Origin of the sequence: Psychrobacter aquaticus CMS 56, from assembly GCF_000471625.1 — a bacterium.
GTDB lineage: Bacteria > Pseudomonadota > Gammaproteobacteria > Pseudomonadales > Moraxellaceae > Psychrobacter > Psychrobacter aquaticus.
On record NZ_AUSW01000027.1, the window covers coordinates 57434 to 79420 of the forward strand.

18 protein-coding genes are annotated in these 21987 nt (G+C 43.7%); 7 read left to right on the forward strand and 11 right to left on the reverse strand.

Annotated elements, in window-relative coordinates; translation table 11 throughout:
- Positions 1-40 precede the first annotated feature (40 nt).
- On the forward strand, positions 41-1315 hold the full coding sequence (gene clpX, locus M917_RS07565; RefSeq protein WP_021814214.1) for an ATP-dependent protease ATP-binding subunit ClpX: 1275 nt from the start codon (positions 41-43) through the stop codon (positions 1313-1315).
- A gap of 288 nt (positions 1316-1603) precedes the next feature.
- A complete protein-coding gene (locus M917_RS07570) occupies positions 1604-2641 on the forward strand; it encodes an SDR family NAD(P)-dependent oxidoreductase (protein WP_021814215.1) in 1038 nt (345 codons plus the stop codon).
- Positions 2642-3044: 403 nt separating this feature from the next.
- Here the strand turns inward: M917_RS07570 and M917_RS07575 are convergent, their stop codons facing one another.
- From M917_RS07575 to argS, 3 genes are all read right to left on the reverse strand, one after another.
- Entirely contained in the window at positions 3045-4139 is a 1095-nt protein-coding gene (locus M917_RS07575) for a PTS transporter subunit IIC (RefSeq protein ID WP_021814216.1), read from the reverse strand.
- Between the two features lie 156 nt (positions 4140-4295).
- Complete coding sequence (locus M917_RS07580) at positions 4296-5105, reverse strand: SPOR domain-containing protein (RefSeq protein WP_021814217.1); 810 nt, start codon at positions 5103-5105, stop codon at positions 4296-4298.
- An 84-nt stretch (positions 5106-5189) separates the two neighbouring features.
- Positions 5190-7019, reverse strand: a complete 1830-nt coding sequence (gene argS, locus M917_RS07585) for an arginine--tRNA ligase (RefSeq protein ID WP_021814218.1) — start codon at positions 7017-7019, stop codon at positions 5190-5192.
- 358 nt (positions 7020-7377) lie between these two features.
- On the opposite strand from argS, the gene M917_RS07590 reads away from it, so the two are divergent.
- Positions 7378-7596, forward strand: coding sequence for a DUF2788 domain-containing protein (locus M917_RS07590; RefSeq protein WP_021814220.1), 219 nt, complete (start codon positions 7378-7380; stop codon positions 7594-7596).
- Positions 7597-7761: 165 nt separating this feature from the next.
- Here M917_RS07590 and M917_RS07595 read toward each other — a convergent pair whose 3' ends face one another.
- The 3 genes from M917_RS07595 to cmoA all read right to left on the reverse strand — a co-directional run bounded on the left by M917_RS07595 (position 7762) and on the right by cmoA (position 10867).
- Entirely contained in the window at positions 7762-8901 is a 1140-nt protein-coding gene (locus M917_RS07595; RefSeq protein WP_021814221.1) for a DUF1176 domain-containing protein, read from the reverse strand.
- A gap of 32 nt (positions 8902-8933) precedes the next feature.
- Positions 8934-9998 (reverse strand): tRNA 5-methoxyuridine(34)/uridine 5-oxyacetic acid(34) synthase CmoB, encoded by a 1065-nt coding sequence (gene cmoB, locus M917_RS07600; protein WP_021814222.1) that lies wholly within the window; start codon positions 9996-9998, stop codon positions 8934-8936.
- Between the two features lie 83 nt (positions 9999-10081).
- Positions 10082-10867 (reverse strand): carboxy-S-adenosyl-L-methionine synthase CmoA, encoded by a 786-nt coding sequence (gene cmoA, locus M917_RS07605; protein ID WP_021814223.1) that lies wholly within the window; start codon positions 10865-10867, stop codon positions 10082-10084.
- Between the two features lie 173 nt (positions 10868-11040).
- Between cmoA and msrA the strand changes: the two genes are divergently transcribed.
- From msrA to M917_RS07620, 3 genes are all read left to right on the forward strand, one after another.
- Entirely contained in the window at positions 11041-11562 is a 522-nt protein-coding gene (gene msrA, locus M917_RS07610; protein WP_021814224.1) for a peptide-methionine (S)-S-oxide reductase MsrA, read from the forward strand.
- Between the two features lie 177 nt (positions 11563-11739).
- The gene (tmpT, locus tag M917_RS07615; RefSeq protein ID WP_021814225.1) at positions 11740-12408 is read left to right on the forward strand and encodes a thiopurine S-methyltransferase; all 669 of its coding nucleotides are present in this window, start codon (positions 11740-11742) and stop codon (positions 12406-12408) included.
- A gap of 223 nt (positions 12409-12631) precedes the next feature.
- Entirely contained in the window at positions 12632-14092 is a 1461-nt protein-coding gene (locus M917_RS07620; RefSeq protein ID WP_021814226.1) for a lytic murein transglycosylase, read from the forward strand.
- 233 nt (positions 14093-14325) lie between these two features.
- On the opposite strand, the gene M917_RS07625 is transcribed toward M917_RS07620, so the two are convergent.
- From M917_RS07625 to M917_RS07640, 4 genes are all read right to left on the reverse strand, one after another.
- Positions 14326-14625, reverse strand: coding sequence for a hypothetical protein (locus M917_RS07625; RefSeq protein WP_021814227.1), 300 nt, complete (start codon positions 14623-14625; stop codon positions 14326-14328).
- Positions 14626-14847: 222 nt separating this feature from the next.
- Positions 14848-15858 carry a DUF4062 domain-containing protein gene (locus tag M917_RS07630; RefSeq protein ID WP_040642311.1) on the reverse strand — a complete coding sequence of 337 codons (1011 nt, stop codon included), beginning with the start codon at positions 15856-15858 and terminating at the stop codon, positions 14848-14850.
- A gap of 165 nt (positions 15859-16023) precedes the next feature.
- Positions 16024-17037, reverse strand: coding sequence for a glutamate racemase (murI, locus tag M917_RS07635; RefSeq protein WP_021814229.1), 1014 nt, complete (start codon positions 17035-17037; stop codon positions 16024-16026).
- 274 nt (positions 17038-17311) lie between these two features.
- Positions 17312-18034, reverse strand: coding sequence for a DUF1285 domain-containing protein (locus tag M917_RS07640; protein ID WP_021814230.1), 723 nt, complete (start codon positions 18032-18034; stop codon positions 17312-17314).
- A 618-nt stretch (positions 18035-18652) separates the two neighbouring features.
- Here M917_RS07640 and M917_RS07645 point away from each other — a divergent pair.
- On the forward strand, positions 18653-20290 hold the full coding sequence (locus M917_RS07645; protein WP_040642334.1) for an electron transfer flavoprotein-ubiquinone oxidoreductase: 1638 nt from the start codon (positions 18653-18655) through the stop codon (positions 20288-20290).
- Between the two features lie 107 nt (positions 20291-20397).
- Here the strand turns inward: M917_RS07645 and M917_RS07650 are convergent, their stop codons facing one another.
- The gene (locus M917_RS07650; RefSeq protein ID WP_021814232.1) at positions 20398-21894 is read right to left on the reverse strand and encodes an alanine/glycine:cation symporter family protein; all 1497 of its coding nucleotides are present in this window, start codon (positions 21892-21894) and stop codon (positions 20398-20400) included.
- Positions 21895-21987: the final 93 nt, after the last annotated feature.

The window sequence follows — 21987 nt, forward strand, 5'->3', positions numbered from 1 at the left end:
TCAGAATATTGATACGTTTTAAATTTTAGGAGCGCCTTTTATGGCAGAAGATAACACCCCGCATTGTTCGTTTTGCGGCAAAGCCAAAAGTGATGTACAGCAGTTAATCGCCGCTGACGATGCCAATATTTGTAATGAGTGTATTGAGCTATGCACCGACTTAATCGCAGACAGTGCAGAAGACGGCGATGATGATAGCGAGATTGATACCTCTTGGGTCAATAAAAAACTGCCAACGCCAAAAGAGTTGCGTGCCAAGCTTGATGAATACGTCATCGGTCAAGACGCTGCCAAAAAAGCCCTCGCTGTTGCCGTTTATAACCATTATAAACGTCTCAAAGTGAGCCAGACCTTAGCTCGCGACAGCAAAAAAGTCAAAATTGGTGCTGACGATGCAATGGTCGAGCTGGCCAAAAGTAACATCTTATTGATCGGCCCAACTGGTTCTGGTAAGACACTGCTTGCGCAAACCTTAGCGCGTCTGCTTGATGTACCGTTTGCCATGGCAGATGCCACGACTCTAACTGAGGCAGGTTATGTCGGTGAGGACGTTGAAAACATCGTCCAAAAGCTATTACAAGCCTCAGATTATGATGTGAGCAAAGCTGAGCAAGGCATCATCTATATTGATGAGATTGATAAAATCAGCAAAAAAGGCGACAACCCTTCTATCACGCGTGATGTGTCAGGCGAAGGCGTACAGCAAGCGTTGCTAAAGCTTATCGAAGGTACGGTTGCGGCGATCCCACCACATGGTGGCCGTAAGCATCCACAGCAAGAGCTGATCCAAGTCGATACGAGCAATATCTTAATTATCGTTGGTGGTGCGTTTGCCGGTCTTGATAAAGTCATCCAGCAGCGTACGGAAAAAGGCGGCATTGGCTTTAATGCCGATGTTAGCTCAAAAGACGACAGTCGTCGTAGCTCAGATTTGCTGCAACAAGTTGAGCCAGAAGATTTGATCAAATTTGGTCTGATTCCTGAGCTGATCGGTCGTTTGCCTGTGCTTGCTGCATTACAAGAACTGGATGAAGAGGCATTGGTACAGATTCTTACTGAGCCTAAAAACGCACTGGTTAAACAGTACAAATACTTGTTTGACATGGAAGGCGCTGAGATTAGCTTTACGCAAGAAGCACTGGATGCCATTGCTAAAAAAGCCATGGAGCGTAAAACAGGGGCGCGTGGTTTGCGTTCTATCGTAGAAAACGCTCTACTTGAAACCATGTACGAGCTGCCTTCTATGAAGGATGCCAAAACTGTCTTAGTTGATGTAGAAGTGATTAATGAAGGCAAAATCCCTAAAATTGCTTAAGACTTTTTTAGATTAATTTTTGCTTGGATCAATGTAGTTAGCGATTATTCATTGGCTATATTAAAAAAAGCGTCTGGCATTCTATGCTAAGGCGCTTTTTTTATGTCCATTTTAGCAGCTACCAATTCAGCGATTTAAATGACAGCTGCGTTTATTAATTGCCATCTGTCAGTCATATGAATCATGCTAAGGTAGATGTACCTATTTTAATTACCTCATTTTGATTTGCATGTCCGTATTACTAATCTCTCTATCACCTGTCATTTATTAAACAAAGGAATGTTTATTATGCTCAATCATCTTGCCGCCGTGGCAATACCATTACGTCAGCACTTACCTTTTTCTCCACAAAATACGCAAAGCCATGATATCGCGCCTTATTATCGCGACCATGTTGCTGCCATCACTGGTGCAGGTTCTGGTATGGGACGCGAGCTTGCGCTTCATTTAGCAAAAATGGGCTGTCATGTTGCGCTATCTGACATCAATGCCGAACAGCTGGCACAAACCAACGCACTTCTGGTCGGTTACGATATTAAAGTCACAACGACAGTACTTGATGTCTCTGACAATACAGCCATGCAAGCGTGGGCTGATAACGTGATAAGCGATCACGGTAAAGTGAACTTTATTTTTAACAACGCTGGTGTGGCTTTATACTCAACGATAGAAGGGTGCAGTATCAGTGAGCTTGAATGGGTAATGGATATCAATTTTTGGGGCGTGGTTTATGGTACCAAAGCATTTTTACCCTTGATCAAAAATAGCGTCAAGCAAAGCGAAATCGCTCATGATGAGAAAGGTAGAAGCGACAACCAAACACGCCAGTTTGTAGAGCATGGTCATATCATAAATATTTCAAGCTTATTTGGCTTGACCGCTCAACCCTCCTACTCTGCTTACAACGCCAGTAAGTTTGCTGTGCGCGGCTTTACAGAGAGCTTGCGTCAAGAGCTAATTCTTCAGCACTGCGGCGTCTCTGCAACCTGCGTCCATCCTGGTGGTATCAAAACCAATATTGCTAATAGTGCGCGCGGTAACGACAGTGTTAGTGAGGTTGGCATGCATACGGGCGACAAAGCTATCAGAAGCTTTAACAAGTTGTTAAAGTTTGATGCCAGTGAAGCCGCTTGGATTATTTTACACGCTGCTGCAACCGATCAGGCGCGCTGCTTGATTGGCAATGATGCCAAAATAGTGGATGCGGTACAGCGTGTCTTTCCATCGAATTATAGTCAAGTGCTAAACGATGTCACTAAGCTGTCTCGAAAACTAAAACCGCGACGCAATACTAAGCATGGTAATAAAACGAATGCCACGTCATAACTATAATTGAAATACTTTAAAGTCGCTACAGTATTGCTGGTGTAAATTTTTTGCAGCATCTGTCTGCGAAGGCACAGCAAGCAAGAAAAATTTGTACCAGCAGTACGTGTTGTATCGATATTATTTTTCATCAACTATAAATACGTTCTATCGTAGCCTCTTAAAATAACCAAGCCCAGCTATTTATGATAGCTGGGCTTTTGCATGGTAATTAATTAATCAATAACGACCATTCAAATCAGGCCAAATATAGCCAAACCACTTAAAATACATACAGTGCTGCTGAGATAAATTGTGCGCCGCCTCTGTCTGCGCAGGCATAGCCAGCAAGGAAAACTTATCTCAGTAGCGCGTTGCCATATTTTTAACCATTTTATCTAGGACTGACCATAGCATACAGCTCTTAAGGCAATTTCATGTCACCAGCGACCAGCCAGCCCATACGGCGCATTATATAAGCAACCAAACCCGCGATTATTGCGGGCAATACAAACATCAATAGAATAATAGCAGTCCATAACTGCGTCGTGCTCATGATTCCTTGTGACGCTTCAATGACCCCAAATACACCAACCAATCCAGCGGTACCCATGCCAGCACCTGTTGCCGTACAAGCCAAACCAAACCCTACCGTCGCGATAGGCCCAACGATGGCGCTAGCAATAACTGCCGGTAACATGACTAAAGGTTTTCTAAATACATTAGGAATTTGTAGCATGCTGGTGCCGAGACCTTGTGATATCACACCACTCACGCCATTGTCTTTAAAACTGGCAACAGCAAAGCCAATCATATGCGCTGCACAACCGACGACTGCCGCCCCGCCGGCCACACCACCAAGCCCAATAGTGATACAAATAGCCGCACTCGACGTCGGTAACGTCAACAAAATCCCAACCACCACCGCTATCACAATTCCCATTAGTAATGGCTGCAACTCAGTGGCCGCTTGAATGCCTTGCCCGATGGCAGCGACCGCAGCGACGATTGGCGGATTAAGTAAGGCACAAACCAATAAGGCAACCGCACAAACCAATAAGGGCACCAATAAAATATCAAGTTTCGTCTTGCCAGCGACCCAAGTACCTGCGCGATAAGCAAACACAGCGGTTAGATACGCCCCGATCGGATTACCAGGCAAGGCAACAAAAGTCGCAGGTCCACCTACTTGTGGCATAAACAGCGTCCCTGCCATCAATGCTTCAGAGTGAGCACCAAGCATACCTGCCACGAGACAACTGAGCATGACCAGCGTCGGTGCCTTTAGGTAATAAGCAATACCCACTCCGATACCCGCACCCATCATTACCGATGCCAGCTTGCCAACTGCCACCAATGCTGGCAAACCTAACCAACCACCGATCTGCGAGATAATCAGCCCAGCAATCAAGGTGACAAATAGCCCTAAAGCCATACCAGTAAACGCATCAATAAAATACTTTTGAAAAAATGCTTTCATATAGCCAGTAGGCGGTGTTGCTGAGTCAGATACAGTCATGACCATACTCTTTGTAAAGGTTCGGTGAGATATAATAGCCCTTTGCTAGGGCGCGTCCTCATTTTGAAAATAGCCCTAAAAATGAGATAAAAAAAACGTCATTACGACGCTTTTTTTATCATTCATAAATAAGTAAGGCTATCACGAATGTCAAATCTAACGACGCTGTTCAACGATAATAGAATCAATACCATTGTTTTGTAGGCGCTGCTGGGCAATAGTCACTGCCTGACGGTTATTCATCGGACGTGAGATCACTTGATAAATTGGCAAACCATTACCCGTCGTATTTTTGACCACTCTTGCATCGACACCAGCCATAAGCACTTGTGCACGGCGGCGATCTGCTTCATCAGCATCACCGAAACTATTAATCTGCAAGATATAGGTAGCAGGTTTGGCTGCTTGAATGCTCGCAGTTCCTGCTCCCCCATTATTGGCACGGTTCGCAGAATTATTACCAGCAGGTGATGACCCATCATAGGTTGCCTCTTCCTCAACAATAACGATATCATCGTTGCTGGTTGCCGCATTGTTGCCGCGGCTAGGCTCAATCGTTGTACTTTCAGCGATGCCAAAGTTACCGGTATCATCGTTGCGACTGGCTGAAGTGCCATCAGGTTGAGTCACAATAACATCCGGCTCAAAGGCGGCAATATCTTCTATGCGATTATTATCTGTCTCAGCAGTATCTTCTTCAGGAATGGTTGCCATCTCTTGATTGGGCAAAATATCATAGAATTCATAATCACTATTATCGGTATCGGTATCAACGCGAGGTTGCACTTGACGATCAGGATCATTGCCAGCCGTTCTCTCAGCAGGACTGAAATCAAATAATGGAGACAGGTATAAAAACACCCCAATCATAAGGGTCAATACTGCCCCGACAAACATCCATAATAAGCCTGATACGCTACTTGTTTTGCGCTTTTCGGTCGCGCCTTTAGGTTTTTTGGCTAACATGGATCTGGTTCTCCCTACTGAATCTAACTATCATCAAATTATTACTATCGGTCATTTATACTTATGCTACATGTTAGAAAGATACTACATGCTAGACGGTGCAGACAACCCTAATAAACTGAGGCCATTGGCCAATACTTGTCTTACGGCTTTGGACAAACGCAGACGTGCTTGCATCAAATCCATCTCTGCTTGACTCGGTGTCTCGCCTGAGGTCAAGCTCACTGGCAAAATGCGATTGCTGTCATACCAACCATGAAACAGCGCCGCCAATTCTTTTAGATAATTGGTTAGTACATGCGGCTCATAGCCTGTCGCTGCTCGTAGCAGTGTTGCAGGATACCCTGCTAACAGTTTGATCAGCTCATCTTCATTCGGCGCACTTAACAAATCTTGATGTGCCAAACCAACGGTATCATCTACTGTCAAATCGTAAGTTGCCAGTTTTTCTAACACTCGGCATACACGCGCATGGGCATACTGAATATAGTACACTTGGTTGTCTTTGCTCTGTGACTTGGCAAGCTCCAAATCAAAATCAATATGTACCTCAGGCTTACGCGCCACGTAGTAAAAACGTGCCGCATCGTTGCCGACTTCAGCACGCAGCTCGCGTAACGTGACAAACTGACCAGAACGTGATGACATTTGTACTTTTTCACTACCGCGCCATAATGCCACAAACTGTACAAGTACCACATCCAGACGTTCAGCATCAATACCAAGGGCCAATAAAGCGGCTTTTACTCGTGGCACATAACCATGGTGGTCAGCGCCCCAAACGTTAATGACTTTGTCAAAACCACGATCGAACTTGTTTTTGTGATAAGCAATGTCAGAGGCAAAATACGTCGATTGACCATTGGCACGGCGTACCACACGGTCTTTTTCATCACCAAAATCGGTCGACTTAAACCAAATATTGCCATCTTTTTCGTACAAATAGCCTTTGTCATCCAGTATTTGCAGTACTGGCTCAATCTCGCTATCAATAGATCTTTCGCTAAACCAACACTCGTAACTAACACCAAAGTCATTTAAGTCATCTTTGATATCGGCCAAAATACTGCTCAATGCCGCATTTAAAAACAGCTCATAGCCGTCACCAAGTAACGCTTTGCTATTGGCAATCAGACCATCGATATGCGCTTCTTTATCACCTGATAGCAGTACTTTTTCGCCATCAGCATTCATCTCAAACTGAGCGTCTGCTAGTACACCTTTGGCAATCTCTGCAAAATTGTGTACATAGCTGTCACCATGTTGTGCTTTGAGCGTTTGAGCGATATCACTGACATAGTCGCCTTGGTAACCATTGACTGGAAATATTATTTGCTCGCCATTTAACTCCAAATAACGCAAATAGGTGCTGGTCGCCAAAATATCCATTTGTCGACCTGCGTCATTGACATAATACTCACGTGTGACGTCATAGCCAATCGCCTCTAACAGGTTTGCCACGCTCATGCCGAACGCCGCGCCTCGTCCGTGACCGACATGCAGACTGGACGTTGGGTTGGCTGAGACAAATTCAACTTGTACCTTCTGCCCTGCAAACTGATCGCTCAAACCAAATCGATCTTGTAAGGTAAAGATATCGTCTAATACCGCAAATTTGGCTTCGGCATTTAAAAACACATTAATAAAACCCGGGCCTGCGATTTCTACTTGGCGAATATCTTGATTCTCAGGCAGTGCATTGACGATTTGTTCGGCAAGCTGGCGCGGATTGGCTTTGGCAGCTTTAGCCGCAGTAAGCGCGATATTGCAGGCGAAATCACCATGACTGATGTCTTTGGTACGGGTGATTTGGCTGTTATTTTGCCAATCACTTGGTAAAGCACCATCGGCTTGTAGGGCCTGAATGGCATCGTTAAATAGTGAGGTAAGGGTATCAATTTGGGCTTGTGACATAGGGTTTTGAACTCAGTTAAATAAACAACAAGAACGGTGCAAAATGTGGCAAATGCGAGCAGTCGATAACTGCCTATTATAATAGCGACCGACATTGCAGGGGATAAATAATATAAAAAGTTAAGTAACCTGTAAATATAACAATCTTTGCGCTTTATTGCACCATTTGCACCAAAATTAGCACTAAAATCTTACGGTTATGGCTTAGTCAACAACTACAAGTCAGCCGTGATGATTGTAGTGTTACTGTTGGCTGATACTGGACAGTCGTTTCTACGCGCCTAATTCCGCGTTATAATGGCAGTTTGTATGACTCGTCTAAGTCATCAAAGGCGTTACTACTTCATAGGATTATGCCATGTTTGCTATTGCTGCCAGTACGGTCACCAGCTGGGGACTATACGTTTTATTACCTATATTCATCGCGTTCTTATTTTTTATTGTTTGGGATATTTCTAAAAAGTCCGAAGCTGGGCGCGCTGGTACGTTTTGGATTTTTTTAGCGTTGGGCGCAGGCTTTGTCGGTTTTTTACTCAAGCTACTGCTAGAAGTGGCCTTTCAAAGATGGTTTATTTGAGGCATATTAAATCTCATCACTAGGGCGTGTCATAGATTAGATTATGAGGCTTAAAATGTATCAATATGCTAATTGATGATACGCCTTAATAGCCTTACTGATAATAATGACGCTATTAATGATATCTCTAGATTGTCGTTATCTGTGCCATTTTTTATCAAAATATTATTTATTAGCTTTGCTATTATTTTCTATTACTTCACTGACGTAAGTTAGCAAATCCCATGCGCCACCTGCAAAGCCTCGGCACATACCGGTGCTAGATTCTTCAGATTGAGCGAAGGTTTTGCCATTCCAAACCCATACCTGTCTATTCCAGCAATCACCTATCCCTCTATCTTTATGAGTGGCCCAAATCTCGCCATCAGAATATTCATTGCCTGAGGTAGTGATCAGTTTTGGTTTACTGGGTTTGTCATGATTGATAAGCCAGTAACCGTAGCCCTCGTTGTACGCTCCTTGCCAGCACATATGACTGGCCAGCGTATGCTTGGCGTCTACAGGTGTAAACGTCCAATCCAACCTATCAGCGCCATATTCTTGCATTTGTTGATAGGCTTCAGTCTTTGGATTAACCAGCTCACAATCTCCCATCTCATCTTCAGACCCTACCAGTTGCTTAGCATCAATATCAATCCACTTATGTATATTTTTTTGAAAATACACTAGCTTTGCAGGGTCTAGCTGCTGTTTATTATCGTCAGAATATGAGAGCGCTTTTTTAATGACAGGTTTTGCTTTGGCTGCTTTAGGGATTTGCCGATTGGGATTTTTTTTGCTCACCAATGCCAGCGGCGTACCGACCCGGCCTTGCGTTTCATCAAGTTTAAGTAGTACAGCACTCATTCCTTTATCACTGATCGTCCACCGATCAGCATCCGCTCTTATCTCTATCTTAGTATTTTTACGCGAATGCCTGAGAAGCTGCTGGGTTTGCTTGGCGGATAGATCATATATTTGAGAATCTTTTCCAACTAGCTGCAAAGTCCCATAGTTTTTGTCATTTAACCAAAGCTGAGCATTAACAACGCTATCCTCTGAAGATTGTGACATAAATTGAACCTGTGCTGTTGGCAGGGCTACTTTTGGCAATACTGTGAGTAAAACTGAGGCAGGCGTATCCAACATACTCTCCTCTGCATAACCAGCTGCGCGGCAAGTTAATGTGTTATCACAGACCAGTTGCCAATCATCCTGCACAAAGCCCCAGCCGTCAAATGGCGTACCATAGGCAGCATGAGCTGATATGGACGTCAATGGCAGAACATCCATCATAGCGCTGAGTAAAACCGTTAGTTTTTTCACGGTCCATTTTCCTTATGGTAGGTAAGTACGTGCTACTTTTTGGCAATCAAGGTCGCGCGCATCGGTGCAGGATAGCCTTCAATGGTCTTTGTTGAATCATTGGGATCTAAAAAATCTGCTAACGAATGATAGGTCATCCATTCCGTTTTACGTTGTTCCTCAATCGAGGTTACGGCTACATCCACGCAACGCACGTCTGAGAATCCAGCCTTTTCTAGCCAGCCGATTAATGCGGCGACTGAGGGTAAGAAATACACGTTATTCATTTGGGCATAACGGTCATGTGGCACCAGAACAGTATTGGCATCGCCTTCAATGACCAGAGTCTCAAGCACCAGCTCGCCACCTTTGACCAATTGCCCTTTGAGCTGTTGCAAGTGCTCAAAAGGCGACAGACGATGATAGAGCACGCCCATGCTAAATACGGTATCAAATAGCTGGCTATGCTCAGGCAATGCTTCCAGTGGCACAGGAATATAATGGGTACGATAACGACCAGTCTCATGAGTATCGGCGCTACCAACAAAATGACGAATCGCCATAAACTGATGGTAAAACAAGCAAGACGGATCAATGATAATGACCGTATCCGCCCCAGTACCTGCCATCCGCCAACCGTGATAACCAGAACCGCCACCGACATCCAATACACGCCGACCTTTTAAATTCCCTAAATGCGGTGCGACCCGCTGCCACTTCCAATCACTGTGCCATTCAGTATCGATAAAAATTGGCGCGGCTTGTTGTCCTTCATCCTGACCACTATCAACCTGACCACCAATCTGAAAAGGCCCTTTGCGCCATGGCATCAGTTGCTTTAATAGCGCTGTAGTTTGTTTATGCTGAGACTGATTAAGTCTCGCGTTAATCGTCAATATATTGCTATCTAAATCCACATTATCGACGGCTAATGTTGGCAACCGTGCTACCGACGCTTGGTAAGCAGGTGCATGGGCGTAGTTGGCTTTGTCTTTTATGTCACTCAACCATATCGGTAATTGCGTAAGCCACTCATAAGCGCTCGGCTGCTGCTGTGCAAGCTCTAGCAAGGTTAAATACAGTTCGCGTTCGGCGTGAGTGATTGTGTCGTTAAGCATAAGAGCAGATTACCGTGTGAATCAAAAGAGTGTGTGAAAGATTTTTCTAAAATATTAAGCGTGCTTTAAAGATCACGTCAGTATTATTTAAACGCCACAATAGAGACAAAGTTTAAAAACTGAAACCATGTTAGATGACGTTCAAATCCTACGTGATCCAGCCGTGCATGATGCTCATCTAAAGTATCAGTAATAAGCACGTTTTCTAGTGAATTACGTTTGCCACTGATTTCCATTTCGGTATAGCCGTTGGCACGTTTAAAATCATAATAACGCTCAACCAACCACGCATCGTACTGCTCATCAAACGCGTGCGTCTTTTCGGTCAATACCAATATGCCACCTTCGCTTAATGCGGCATAAATTTTCTCCAACACCGCTACCCGATCGGCGGCTGGCAAAAACTGTAGCGTTAAGTTTAAAATTACCATATCGCAAGGCTCAAGCTCAACATCACGAATATCCGCCGTAATCACTTCAATATCGTGCTCAGGATAATGATCGCTCAATAAAATAGTCGCTTCAGTGGTCATCGCTGGTGAGATATCAATCGCTTTAATCTGCAAATCTTGCGGGTCAAATTCGCCAGCCAACGTCATACTTGCCGCACCAAGCGAGCAGCCCAGATCATAAATGCGACTGACGCGCTGACCATTACCATCCTGCTGGCGATACTTACAGTGACGACGGGCAAAGATAGGCAGCATGGCCAATACTTGACCATAACCGGGGACACTGCGACGAATCATATCGGGAAAACACGCCACTACTTGCTCATCAAAAGAAAAACGCGCCGCTTTATCGAGCGGTGTGGTAAATAGGGTGTCATGCTTGATAGCAGCGTCTGTAGACTGATGGAATTGGCTCATGATGCGACTCATTTTTGATGATAAGATACAGATTAAATAGTAGGTAGCAAAAGCCCATTATAACATTACTGTTTGTTACTTAGCGCTAGTAGATGCCCTGCTAAGCTAAATGCATCTTGTTGAGTGCACAGCACTTGATTGGTATCTTATATTTATAAAAATAGGAATAAATTATGCAAACCATTATATTAGGTGGCGGCTGTTTTTGGTGCACCGAATCGGTATTTTTGTCAGTGAAAGGCGTTCAATCTGTCGTTTCAGGTTATATGGGCGGCGATGCGGTATCTGCCAATTATGAAGCGGTCTGTAGTGGCAGTACGGGACATGTTGAAGTGATTAAAGTGACATTTGATGAGTCGGTCGTACCATTAGAAGTGATACTTGATGTCTTCTTTGCAACGCATGATCCCACCACGATGGATCGTCAAGGTAATGATGTTGGCAGTCAATATCGTAGCGTGGTGTTCTATACCGATGAAGATCAAAAACCCACTGTTGACCGTACGATTAATAAGCTGCGTGACATGGGTCTCAATGTTGTCACAGAAGTACATCCTGCGGTCGAGTTTTATCAGGCTGAAGACACGCATCAGGACTTCTTTAATAGAAATCCAGGTCAAGCTTATTGCAATTTTGCGATACCGCCAAAACTGGCTAAATTGCGTAAAGAGTTTAGTAAGTACATGGTGAGCTAAGCAAAATACTAAGTAAGCACCTGCTAATTAGGTGCAATGCTTAAATCGACTTTTAACAATAGCCAAATGCTTATTTAATAAGTGTTTGGCTTTTTAGTACTTTTTATACGACCAACGAAAGCGTTATCATAAAATAAGCAACTTTATAAACCCTAACAAATCAAGAAAGGCTAAGGTATGAATCCTGAATTTTGGCAAAAACGCTGGCAAGAAAAGCGTATCGGCTTCAATCAATCCGAGGTCAATCCATTATTAATAAAGTATTGGACAGAACTAAACTTACTAGCTGGCAGTCGCATCTTTGTACCGTTATGCGGTAAATCGATTGACATGGTTTGGCTGACAGCACAAGGTCATGACGTGGTGGGAGTTGAATTGGTCGAATCTGCCGTTCAAGAATTTTTTGCAGAACAAAACATCGAGCCTAGCGTGCATCAGCATGTAAGGAATCCGGCGATTAAATGCTATCAAGGACAGCTTTTGAGTCAAAAGGTAGAGATATGGGTTGCTGATATTTTTGCGTTAACCTTTACAGATATCGGCAATATAGATGCGGTCTATGATAAAGCGGCATTGATTGCCCTGCCAGCCGAGATGCGTTCCGACTATAGCGAACAGATGCGACAGCTTAGCGTTGATGTAAATAAGAAAGCGGCGGTACAGCTCTTATTAACATTGAACTATGACCAAAGCAAAAAAGATGGGCCGCCCTTCTCAATTAGTCATGAGCAAGTACAGCAGTATTATGGCAGTTATTATCAAGTCACCGAGCTGGCAAGTGAACCCACTTCTATCGGGTCAGCGCCTGAACTAAAAGTCACCGAGCAGGTTTGGTTGTTAAGTTAGTAATAAGTAGATGGTTCACTACTAGAGGATTTTTAAGAATTAGAAGCTTGTTACATTGTCATCCTTCCCAAAACCCTCTCCTAATCTCACGCTAACGTCAGCTTATAGTAACTGAGTGCTTCGACACCTTTTCTTTATTATTGAGATTGGTTACTCTAAGTCGATACTACCTTTAATCGCTTTTTACCTTTACTCACGATTTCGATGCTTATAGGATATTTTCATGCGCTTGACTCCCCTTTCTACTTTGTCGCTTCTTAGTATGGCAGTTGGCCTAAGCTTTGCCAGCACTGCACAAGCCGCCAGACCACCAGCGCCAGATTTATCAAATAGCGAGTTTCAGCAATGTTTGGATAGGCTGCAAAATTCGAGTAAGTTTAGCGGCGTCAACAATTCTACCTTTAACAACTATCGTCCGAGCCAGCCTGACCCTAGTGTCATTCAGTCACTCAATTATCAACCAGAATTTCAAAAAGACGTTTGGGATTATCTATCCGTACTCGTAGACAAAGAGCGCGTCGAAGATGGTATCCGTGCCAAGCGCCAATGGCGCGACACGCTTCGCCAAATCGAGTCACGATATGGTGTAAAAGCTGAGCACGTATTAGGTGTGTGGGGCGTAGAGTCTAACTTCGGTCAAACATTAGGCAAAAAACCATTGTTTGAGTCTTTAGCGACGCTATCGTGCTTTGATCGTCGTCAAAGCTACTTCCAAGGTGAATACGCCAATGCGCTAAAAATTGTACAAAATGGTGATATAGCGCCAAATGACATGACAGGCTCATGGGCAGGTGCTTTTGGGCAGACGCAGTTTATGCCAAGCACATTCTTGGAGCTGGCAGTAGACTTTGATGGCGATGGTCGTCGTGATTTGGTCAATAATGTGCCTGACGCGCTCGCCTCTACCGCTAATTTTTTAGACAAACGCGGTTATCGTAACGGCGAACCTTGGGGTTACGAAGTCAAATTACCAAATGGGTTTTGGGCAGCTTCTAACCGCAAAGACAAAAAGTCTATCAGTCATTGGCGCAATCAAGGTCTGACGCTTGCCAACGGTAGCGCGCTACCTAGCGACTTGAGTAGCGCAGGTTTATTATTGCCGGCTGGTATGGAAGGCCCTGCATTTTTGGTCGGTAAAAACTTTGACACGTTTTATTCGTACAACGCTTCAGAAAACTATGCCTTGGCAATCGCGCACCTATCAGATTTGATAACCCGCGAAGACAGCAGCAAAACTGACTTTGCTACCGCGTGGCCAACAGACGATCCTGGTATCAGCCGTCAACAAGCCAAAGACATACAGCAAGCACTATTAAATGCAGGCTATGATATCGGCGGCGTTGATGGCATCATCGGCGATAATACGCGCACAGCGATTCAGCAATACCAGTCTAGTCGTGGTATTTTCCCAGCTGATGGCCGCGCAGGACAGAAGTTTCACCGCGCCATCGTCGGTAACACAGCTCCAAGCAGCCCACAATTTGGCCAATCTTCAAATGGCCAATCTTTGAATCCTGCTTCTGCAGATCGTATGGGACAACTGATTCAACAACAAACGAGCAGTCCTAATACTTACTCAATACAACCATCGGCTCAACCATCAAGCACTGGCAATACGCGCTATCGCCGTATCACAGGTGCTGATGGTGTTGTGAAGCTTGTTCGTATTGATGAAGGTTCGTAGATATAGTTGAAATACTTTAAAGTCTCTACAGTATTGTTGGTGTAAGTTTTTGCTGCCTCTGGCAGCAACGGTACAGCAAGCAAGCAAGAAAAATTTGCACCAGCAGTACGTGTTGTATCGATATGACTTTTCACCAACTATATTACGCTGATAAATTTGATCGTACTCGTTTAAGCAAAAAGCCACGCTATTACTAGCGTGGCTTTTTTATCATTTGTATTTGAAGAAAGCATTTAAACGATAGGCGGTGGATTTGGCTTACCGTTGTCGCCATCCCAGTTTTCACGTGCTTTGTCGTCTAAATCCGCAGGCGTTTTTGGTTCCCACTTACCATTTTCTTTCCAAGTGGCATCACCCCAGTCCGCATCTTCCTCTTTTCTATCCAGCTCTTTATATGCTTGGCTAGGATCGATACCGCGGCGCTTCATGTCTGCTACCTGCTCTTCCAAAGTATGAAACTGATCGGCATCATGCATAGACTTTTCTAAGCCATCAAGTTCTTTTTTCAGTGCATCACTTTTTGCGTTACTCATTATATACTCTCCTTAATTGCTCAATATCATTATGCGTTCTGTATGTTTGTAATCTTAATATAAATAAGGTATTCGATATCAATAACTAATCAATCTTATTATCACCAGTCCAAAGCGCATTCGCAACCATTGACGCGTATGCTTTGTATTACAAAACGTAGTCATAAAGCGCAGAATAATCCCTGTATTTATTTTATATGGTACTGATTAGCATATTGACTATTAGGTTTCGGCATCCTCACTATCTACTAGGCTTTTTGCATAAAGAGTCAATTTCCACAACTCTTGTGACACTCGAGTACCATAGGCACCATAGGTTGTTAACTGTATCCATTTTGCGGCCACCAGCTGGCGTTGCAGCTTATTTAAGTCATCTTGAAAAATTTGGCAGCGTGAGACGGCATGAACATTTGGCATGTCTTGTTTGATGTCTTGCTCAGCTTTTACGGCTATCAAACGATTGATGGTATTTTGCAACCCATAACTGGAAAAGGTCGTCGGAATTTTTACTAATGCGACCAATATCTCTCGCCATGTTAATGTCATGACTCTGGTAACATCTGTTAAGTTACCACCTTCATAAGCTTGGGCGCTGTATTGAATATTAAAGGTTTCTGATAACACTATGGTGCTACTGACACCATCAGCCACAGAACCTGCCTCCGTGACCTCATCGCTGTCTTTTTCCATCGCTCTATGATTGGATAAAAGATCCGTAAATCTTTCTGCCACTGTTTGCTTACTGAACTTAATCATTTCTTCGCTGGCTCTTATCCAGCCACCCATCACTTCATGATCATTTGAAATATTATAGTAAGCTTGTATCAGTAGCTGCTCAATATCATCTTCTGTATCGTAATAATATATCTGGTTGTCTTGTCTAATGACTGACTTGATAAACTCTTGTAATTGACGACTGGTATCCGTATCTTTGCGATGGTTTTTGACTAAAATTACTAAAGGTTTGAGCTTCGCTTTGGCATTCAAATAACTTAAGTGCATTTGACTCACGCCCGTTTTTTGTACCGTACCGTAACTGTCGCCGATGATCATCAATGCATAATCACAGGCGTCAATGCATTGGCGACCATACAAGGACGCTTTAGGTAGTTTACTCGATACATCATAAGTCAAGAACGCACGGCTCTGAAAAAACATTGCTAGGCTATCCAAAACCAGCAATTGATCGTTGTCAGCGCATATGACATGAATATGATAACGGCAGTTTGGCACAATTACCTCTAATTTTCAGGCATAACATGAAAGAATGTAATATGAGACATAGCGCAAATATTTTGTTTGGCACAGCCTAACATAATCTCACAAAAATACGCTCAATTTATTTAAAAAAGTCCATACTATTATTGTGGCTTTTAATATAAACAATATTTTTGGCAGCTACTCGGTGTAGTATTCTAATACCGTCTCTTTGCCAAGCAAGCGCTCTATCAAAATGCTTAATTTTTCATCATATTTGGTGGCGTAAAAAGTCAACGGCGGTCGAATACCAACATTGTTTTCACTAGCGATTTCTGAACGTCTATTATCTGCACCAATATTGTCTTTGCCATCATCAAAAAATGCCGACAGCTGGTTTGTCACCAATAGCTGTTTGACTCGCTCAGCAATGGCTTGTCCAGAATCCACCACTTGCATCGATAACTGTTGCCGGGCAATCTCATCTAATAAAAATGCTTTGAAAAATGGATAGTGTGTACAACCTAGTACTAACTGATCAATACCATCATTGGCAAAGGCTTGTAGCTGCTGGCGCAAGTGCAGAGCGGTATTGTCTTGTTCTGGCATACCTGCTTCCACCCAAGGCACTAATTGTGGGTCAAAATATTTAGTGACTATCGTACTGTTAGGTTTCGCAAAGTTATTGATAACATCATTTAATAATGTACCGTTCAAAGTTGCCTTGGTTGCCAATACTGCCACGCGACCGTTTTTGCTGGCTAATATGGCGGGCTTCAAAGCTGGGACTAAACCAACAATAGGTACTTGCGGATAACGACGTCTTGCGGTTTCAAGCGCATAGGCTGAAGCACTATTACAAGCAATGACGATAAGCTTACAGCCCTGCTTACACAGCCACTCTACAGCTGTTAAGGTTAGGGTTTCGATATCGGCACTGTCACGGCTGCCATAAGGTACATTTAATGTATCGGCATAATAGACATAACGCTCGGCAGGAAGCTGCTGCGCCAAATGTAAATAAACAGATAAGCCACCAATGCCCGAGTCAAACAACCCTATTGGAGCGCTACGGTCTCTATGATTAATAACGGTAGTACCCGCTTTTTTATTGACATCACTTTTGATAACAGCTGTATTGTCAAAAGCTCCGATATGAGAAGCACCTGTTCGGACTTTAGCCCCATTGATGAGATTACCTGTGGTAATACCCATTAATGTTCTACCGTCATTGTTGTATACATATCGTCATCTTCATACTTTTTATTAAGTCATATATAAAATTGAATCTGATGGAGCCTATAGCAGTCGAAGCAGTTTAAAATAGATACAAGATAGGCGTACCCAAATAGTGCATTTAGTACATTAAGCGAGAGTAACGCCGTAACTATTTACCAATGCGTTGACAATGGCTATCAAATTATTTGATTGATGAAAATTATAATAACTAACAAATGAATTGCAATGAGTAAATTGTCATCACTAATATTTAACTGGCTGGCATCGATAGCTGGTAAGACTGTCCACCACTCTGTAGTGTCAATATTGTCTCGCCATTTTGCTCTGTTAATTGCCCAATTTCGGTCAAATGATAAAAAGTATTGCGACCGATAAGCGCCATCAAACCATTTCTAACTGGCATATAAGGACGTACCTGACCTTCGATGCCGACTGCCTGATGCTTTTCATTATCTTTGCTACTATCAGAGTCACTACTATCAGCTTTAGGCTTATACGCCTTTAAGGTAATGGGATGCTCATTATCCAAACGTACCACATCGCCAGTCGTCGTTGTAAACTCTAACCAGCTCATATTGTCTTCATGCACAATACCGACATCATTGATTAATAAAGGAACGTCTTCGACTTGGATACGAATTTTCTGTACTGGCGTTTTCAAAAAATACTCAGTAACACCTAGATTTTCTTCTTTCCATAAAACAGTGGCAAATAACTCAACCAGTGACTGCCTAGTCATTTGTCCGCCTTCGTGCCACCACTCACCATTGGCCTTTATGATTAGATCCATATCTGCCACATCTTCAGGGTGCCATTTTTCTAGTGGTGGTATGGCACGACCTTCACGCGTCCCCGCAGCAGCCTTTAGATATTGGCTAAGGGCATCCATATTGTTTAGGTTGGACGGCATGTCGTTTGAGGGTTTGGCAGCATTTTCTACATTTTCAGTCACGTTACTGGTATTGTTGTTCATCATGTAATCCTTCACCTAGTATTCAAAGTTTGGCAAATCTATTATTACTATAAATTTTAGTTTCGGGTATGATAAGGTCATATCATGTCAATCCCCTCATTACCTTGAACTTACCTTAACACCGATACCCATAAATGCGTATCGTGTTTATAGGACTTTTCTTTTATAATGAGTAACGATTATTTATTGAATTGGTCAAGTGGGTGTTGTATTAACAACACATTTTACGTGATGTGTTGATGCCTTTAGAGAATGGGTTTCAACAATAACATGGCCCATTGATGCCGCAAAGACAGTTTCTATCGGGCAGCCATATGTCTGAGTAAAGTTAGCGCCGCAAATCTATTATTCAATTGTTAAGCTAATGATGCCCCGAGATAAGCCACTAAAAGTTTAGGAGTAGGTATGCAAGAGCAAGACAATCAAACGCCAGTTATCGATGGTAACACTGTGCACACTGACACATCAGTAGCGACAGAGACAGCCGCCCTAGATAAAACAGAGTCAGCTGAAGCGGTTGCCGTGGAAGAGCAAAATACTGAAACAGTCGCTATCGATAAAGCGCCTGAACCAGCAGTAGAACCTGTTGCGGCAGAGCCTGAAATAGAACGTGAATCAATGGAATTTGATGTCATCATCGTCGGCGGTGGCCCTGCAGGACTGTCTGCTGCTATCCGTTTGCGTCAGCTTGCTATCGAAGCAGGCAACGATGAGTTTATGGTTTGCGTGGTCGAAAAAGGTTCTGAGTTTGGTGCTCATACCTTATCTGGCGCAGTCATCGAGCCACGTGCGTTGAACGAGCTGATACCAGACTGGAAAGAAAAAGGCGCACCGCTCAACGTGCCAGCCATCGAAGATCGTTTTTACTACTTAAACTCTGCCACCCGCTCTACTAAAGTGCCTGACCCTTTGATTCCAGCACCCATGCACAACAATGGCAATTATATTGTTTCATTGGGGAATGTGGTTCGTTGGTTGGCAGTACAAGCAGAAGAGCTAGAAGTCATGATGTTCCCAGGCTTCCCTGCGGCTGACATCTTATACAATGATGACGGTTCTGTGAGAGGTATTTTGACTGGTGATATGGGTGTGGCTGCTAATGGCGAGGCCAAATCAAGCTTTGAGCCAGGTTATGAGCTGCTTGCCAAATACACCATTTTTGCTGAGGGCAGCCGTGGCCATTTAGGCAAACGCTTAATCAGCCGCTTTGGTCTGGACAAAGACTCTGATCCTCAGCATTACGGTATTGGCTTAAAAGAGTTGTGGGAAGTCAATCCAGAAAAACACGAGCAAGGCGTGATCATGCACGGTCTTGGCTGGCCTTTGACTGAAACTGGCTCTACTGGCGGCTGGTGGTTATACTTTGATGAAAACAACCAAGTAAGCTTTGGTTTGGTGGCGGACTTGTCTTACCACAACCCATATATGTCACCATTTGATGAGATGCAGCGCCTAAAAACCCATCCCGTTATTAAAAATGTCTTAGAGGGCGGTAAGCGTATTTCTTACGGCGCACGTGCTTTGACTAAAGGTGGTTTGAATTCACTACCGAAATTCACCTTCCCAGGTGGCGTATTGGTCGGTGATGATGCTGGATTCTTAAACCCTGCCAAAATCAAAGGCACACACACCTCGATGAAGTCAGGTATGCTAGCAGCTGAAGCTATCTTTGAGGCGCTACAAGCCAATCGTCAGCATGACGAAGTCGTTGCTTATAGCACTATGTATAAAGAATCATGGCTCTATCAAGACAATTACGAGTCGCGCAACTTCTCACCAGCGATACACCGTATGGGTCTATTTATGGGCGGCGCTTTCACCTTTATCGAGCACAACTTATTGAAAGGTAAGATGCCATTTACGTTGCATGACAATCTTCCGGACTATGATCAGCTAGAGCGTGCCAATCATGCTTATCAGCCCACTTATCCAAAGCCTGATGGCAAACTGATATTTGACAAGCTCTCATCGGTATTTGTCTCTAATACCAACCATGCTGAAGACCAGCCGGTACATTTGAAATTGACCGACCCAACCGTTCCTGTTTCGATCAATTTGCCCTTGTATGCTGAGCCTGCACGCTTATACTGCCCAGCTGGTGTATACGAAGTCGTAAAAGACGCTCAAGGTGCCAAATTTGTCATTAATGCACAAAACTGTGTGCATTGCAAAACTTGTGATATCAAAGATCCTTCTCAAAATATCACTTGGGTGACGCCAGAAGGCGGCGGTGGTCCAAACTATCCAAATATGTAAACCATCCTTGTGATGATGTTGGTTCTAATGAATTATCAATACCCCAATAAAAAACCGCCCTTCAAGTAAGGGCGGTTTTTTGTCTCATATATTTAACGACTATATAATCAATCCGTCCACGCATCACGATTGGCTTCATCTCGCAGCTTCACAAAATTATCGGGATCAAATTTGATTTGTTCGCCCGTCTTGCCTTCTTTGACTTGACGTTCATAGTCACGCAATATTCTCAATGCCACTGGCGAGAGCAATAAAATAGCGAATAAGTTGACCAAGGCCATCAGACCCATTGATAAGTCAGCGAAGTTCCATATTGCTGGCAGACTGGCAACCGCACCAACAAATACCATGCCAAGCACCATAAAGCGGAATATCATGATCATGACTTTGGCGTTTTTCGCACCAGAGATAAATTCAAGATTTGACTCGCCATAACTGTAGTTAGCAATAATAGAGGTGAAAGAAAAGAAGAAAATAGCAATTGCAACGAAGATAACACCCAAATCACCCACATACTGCGACAGTGCCAACTGAGTCAGCTGGATACCTTCTTGCTCAACACTAGGATCGACCACACCGGACAATATAATAATTGAGGCGGTTGCCGTACAGATAACCAAAGTATCTAGAAATACACCCAGCATTTGCATAAACCCTTGCACCGCTGGATGGTCGGGATGGCTCTTTGCCGTTGCCGCCGCATTAGGCGCTGAACCCATACCCGCTTCGTTCGAAAACAGACCGCGCTTGATACCATTAATCATGGCCTGAGCAATACCATAACCAATGACCCCGCCTGCTGCTTGCTCAAAGCCAAACGCTGATTTGACGATCAGCACAATCGCTGCTGGGAATTGGCTAAAGTTAGTGACGATAATAAACAATGCCAATAGGATATAGAGAATCGCCATAACGGGTACGATCTTACCCGCAATACGTGCAACCGAACGCAAACCACCAAATACCACAGGCGCGACTAATACGACCAATACCAAGCCTGTCATCCACGTTGGAACACCAAACGCTTCGTTGGTTGCTTGTGCGATAGTATTTGACTGCACACCATTGAACGCCAAACCAAAGGCCACAAGCAGACATAGCGAGAAAAATATCGCCAGCCAGCGCATTCCTAAACCTTTTTCAATATAATAAGCGGGGCCGCCGCGGTATACATTGTCGTTGTGCGGTACTTTATATGCCTGCGCAAGCGTCGACTCAATGAAACTGGTAGACATACCGACGATTGCCGTCATCCACATCCAAAAAACCGCACCTGGGCCACCAAGGTAAATCGCAATCGCCACCCCTGCTAAGTTACCCGTACCGACGCGCGCGGCCAATGATGTCATCAGCGCTTCAAATGAGCTAATACCACCATCCTTGCGCCCTTGGTTAGAGACACGCAACAATTGCCACATATGACCGAAATGGCGAAACTGAATAAAACGTGTGGCTATCGTAAAATAAAGACCAGCACCTATCAATACGAACATTAGTAGTCCATACCAAGGGTTACTAGCAATCAACCAATCATTATTGCCCCAAATAATACTTACACCGTAGTTTACGATGTTATTAAACCAACCTGCTATTCCTTCGCTCATAAACATTCCTCATTTATACTTTATATCTCTCACTTACATATCGTATTGATATCGCTTACAACCAACATAAGCATTAAATTAAGCAGCCTTGTT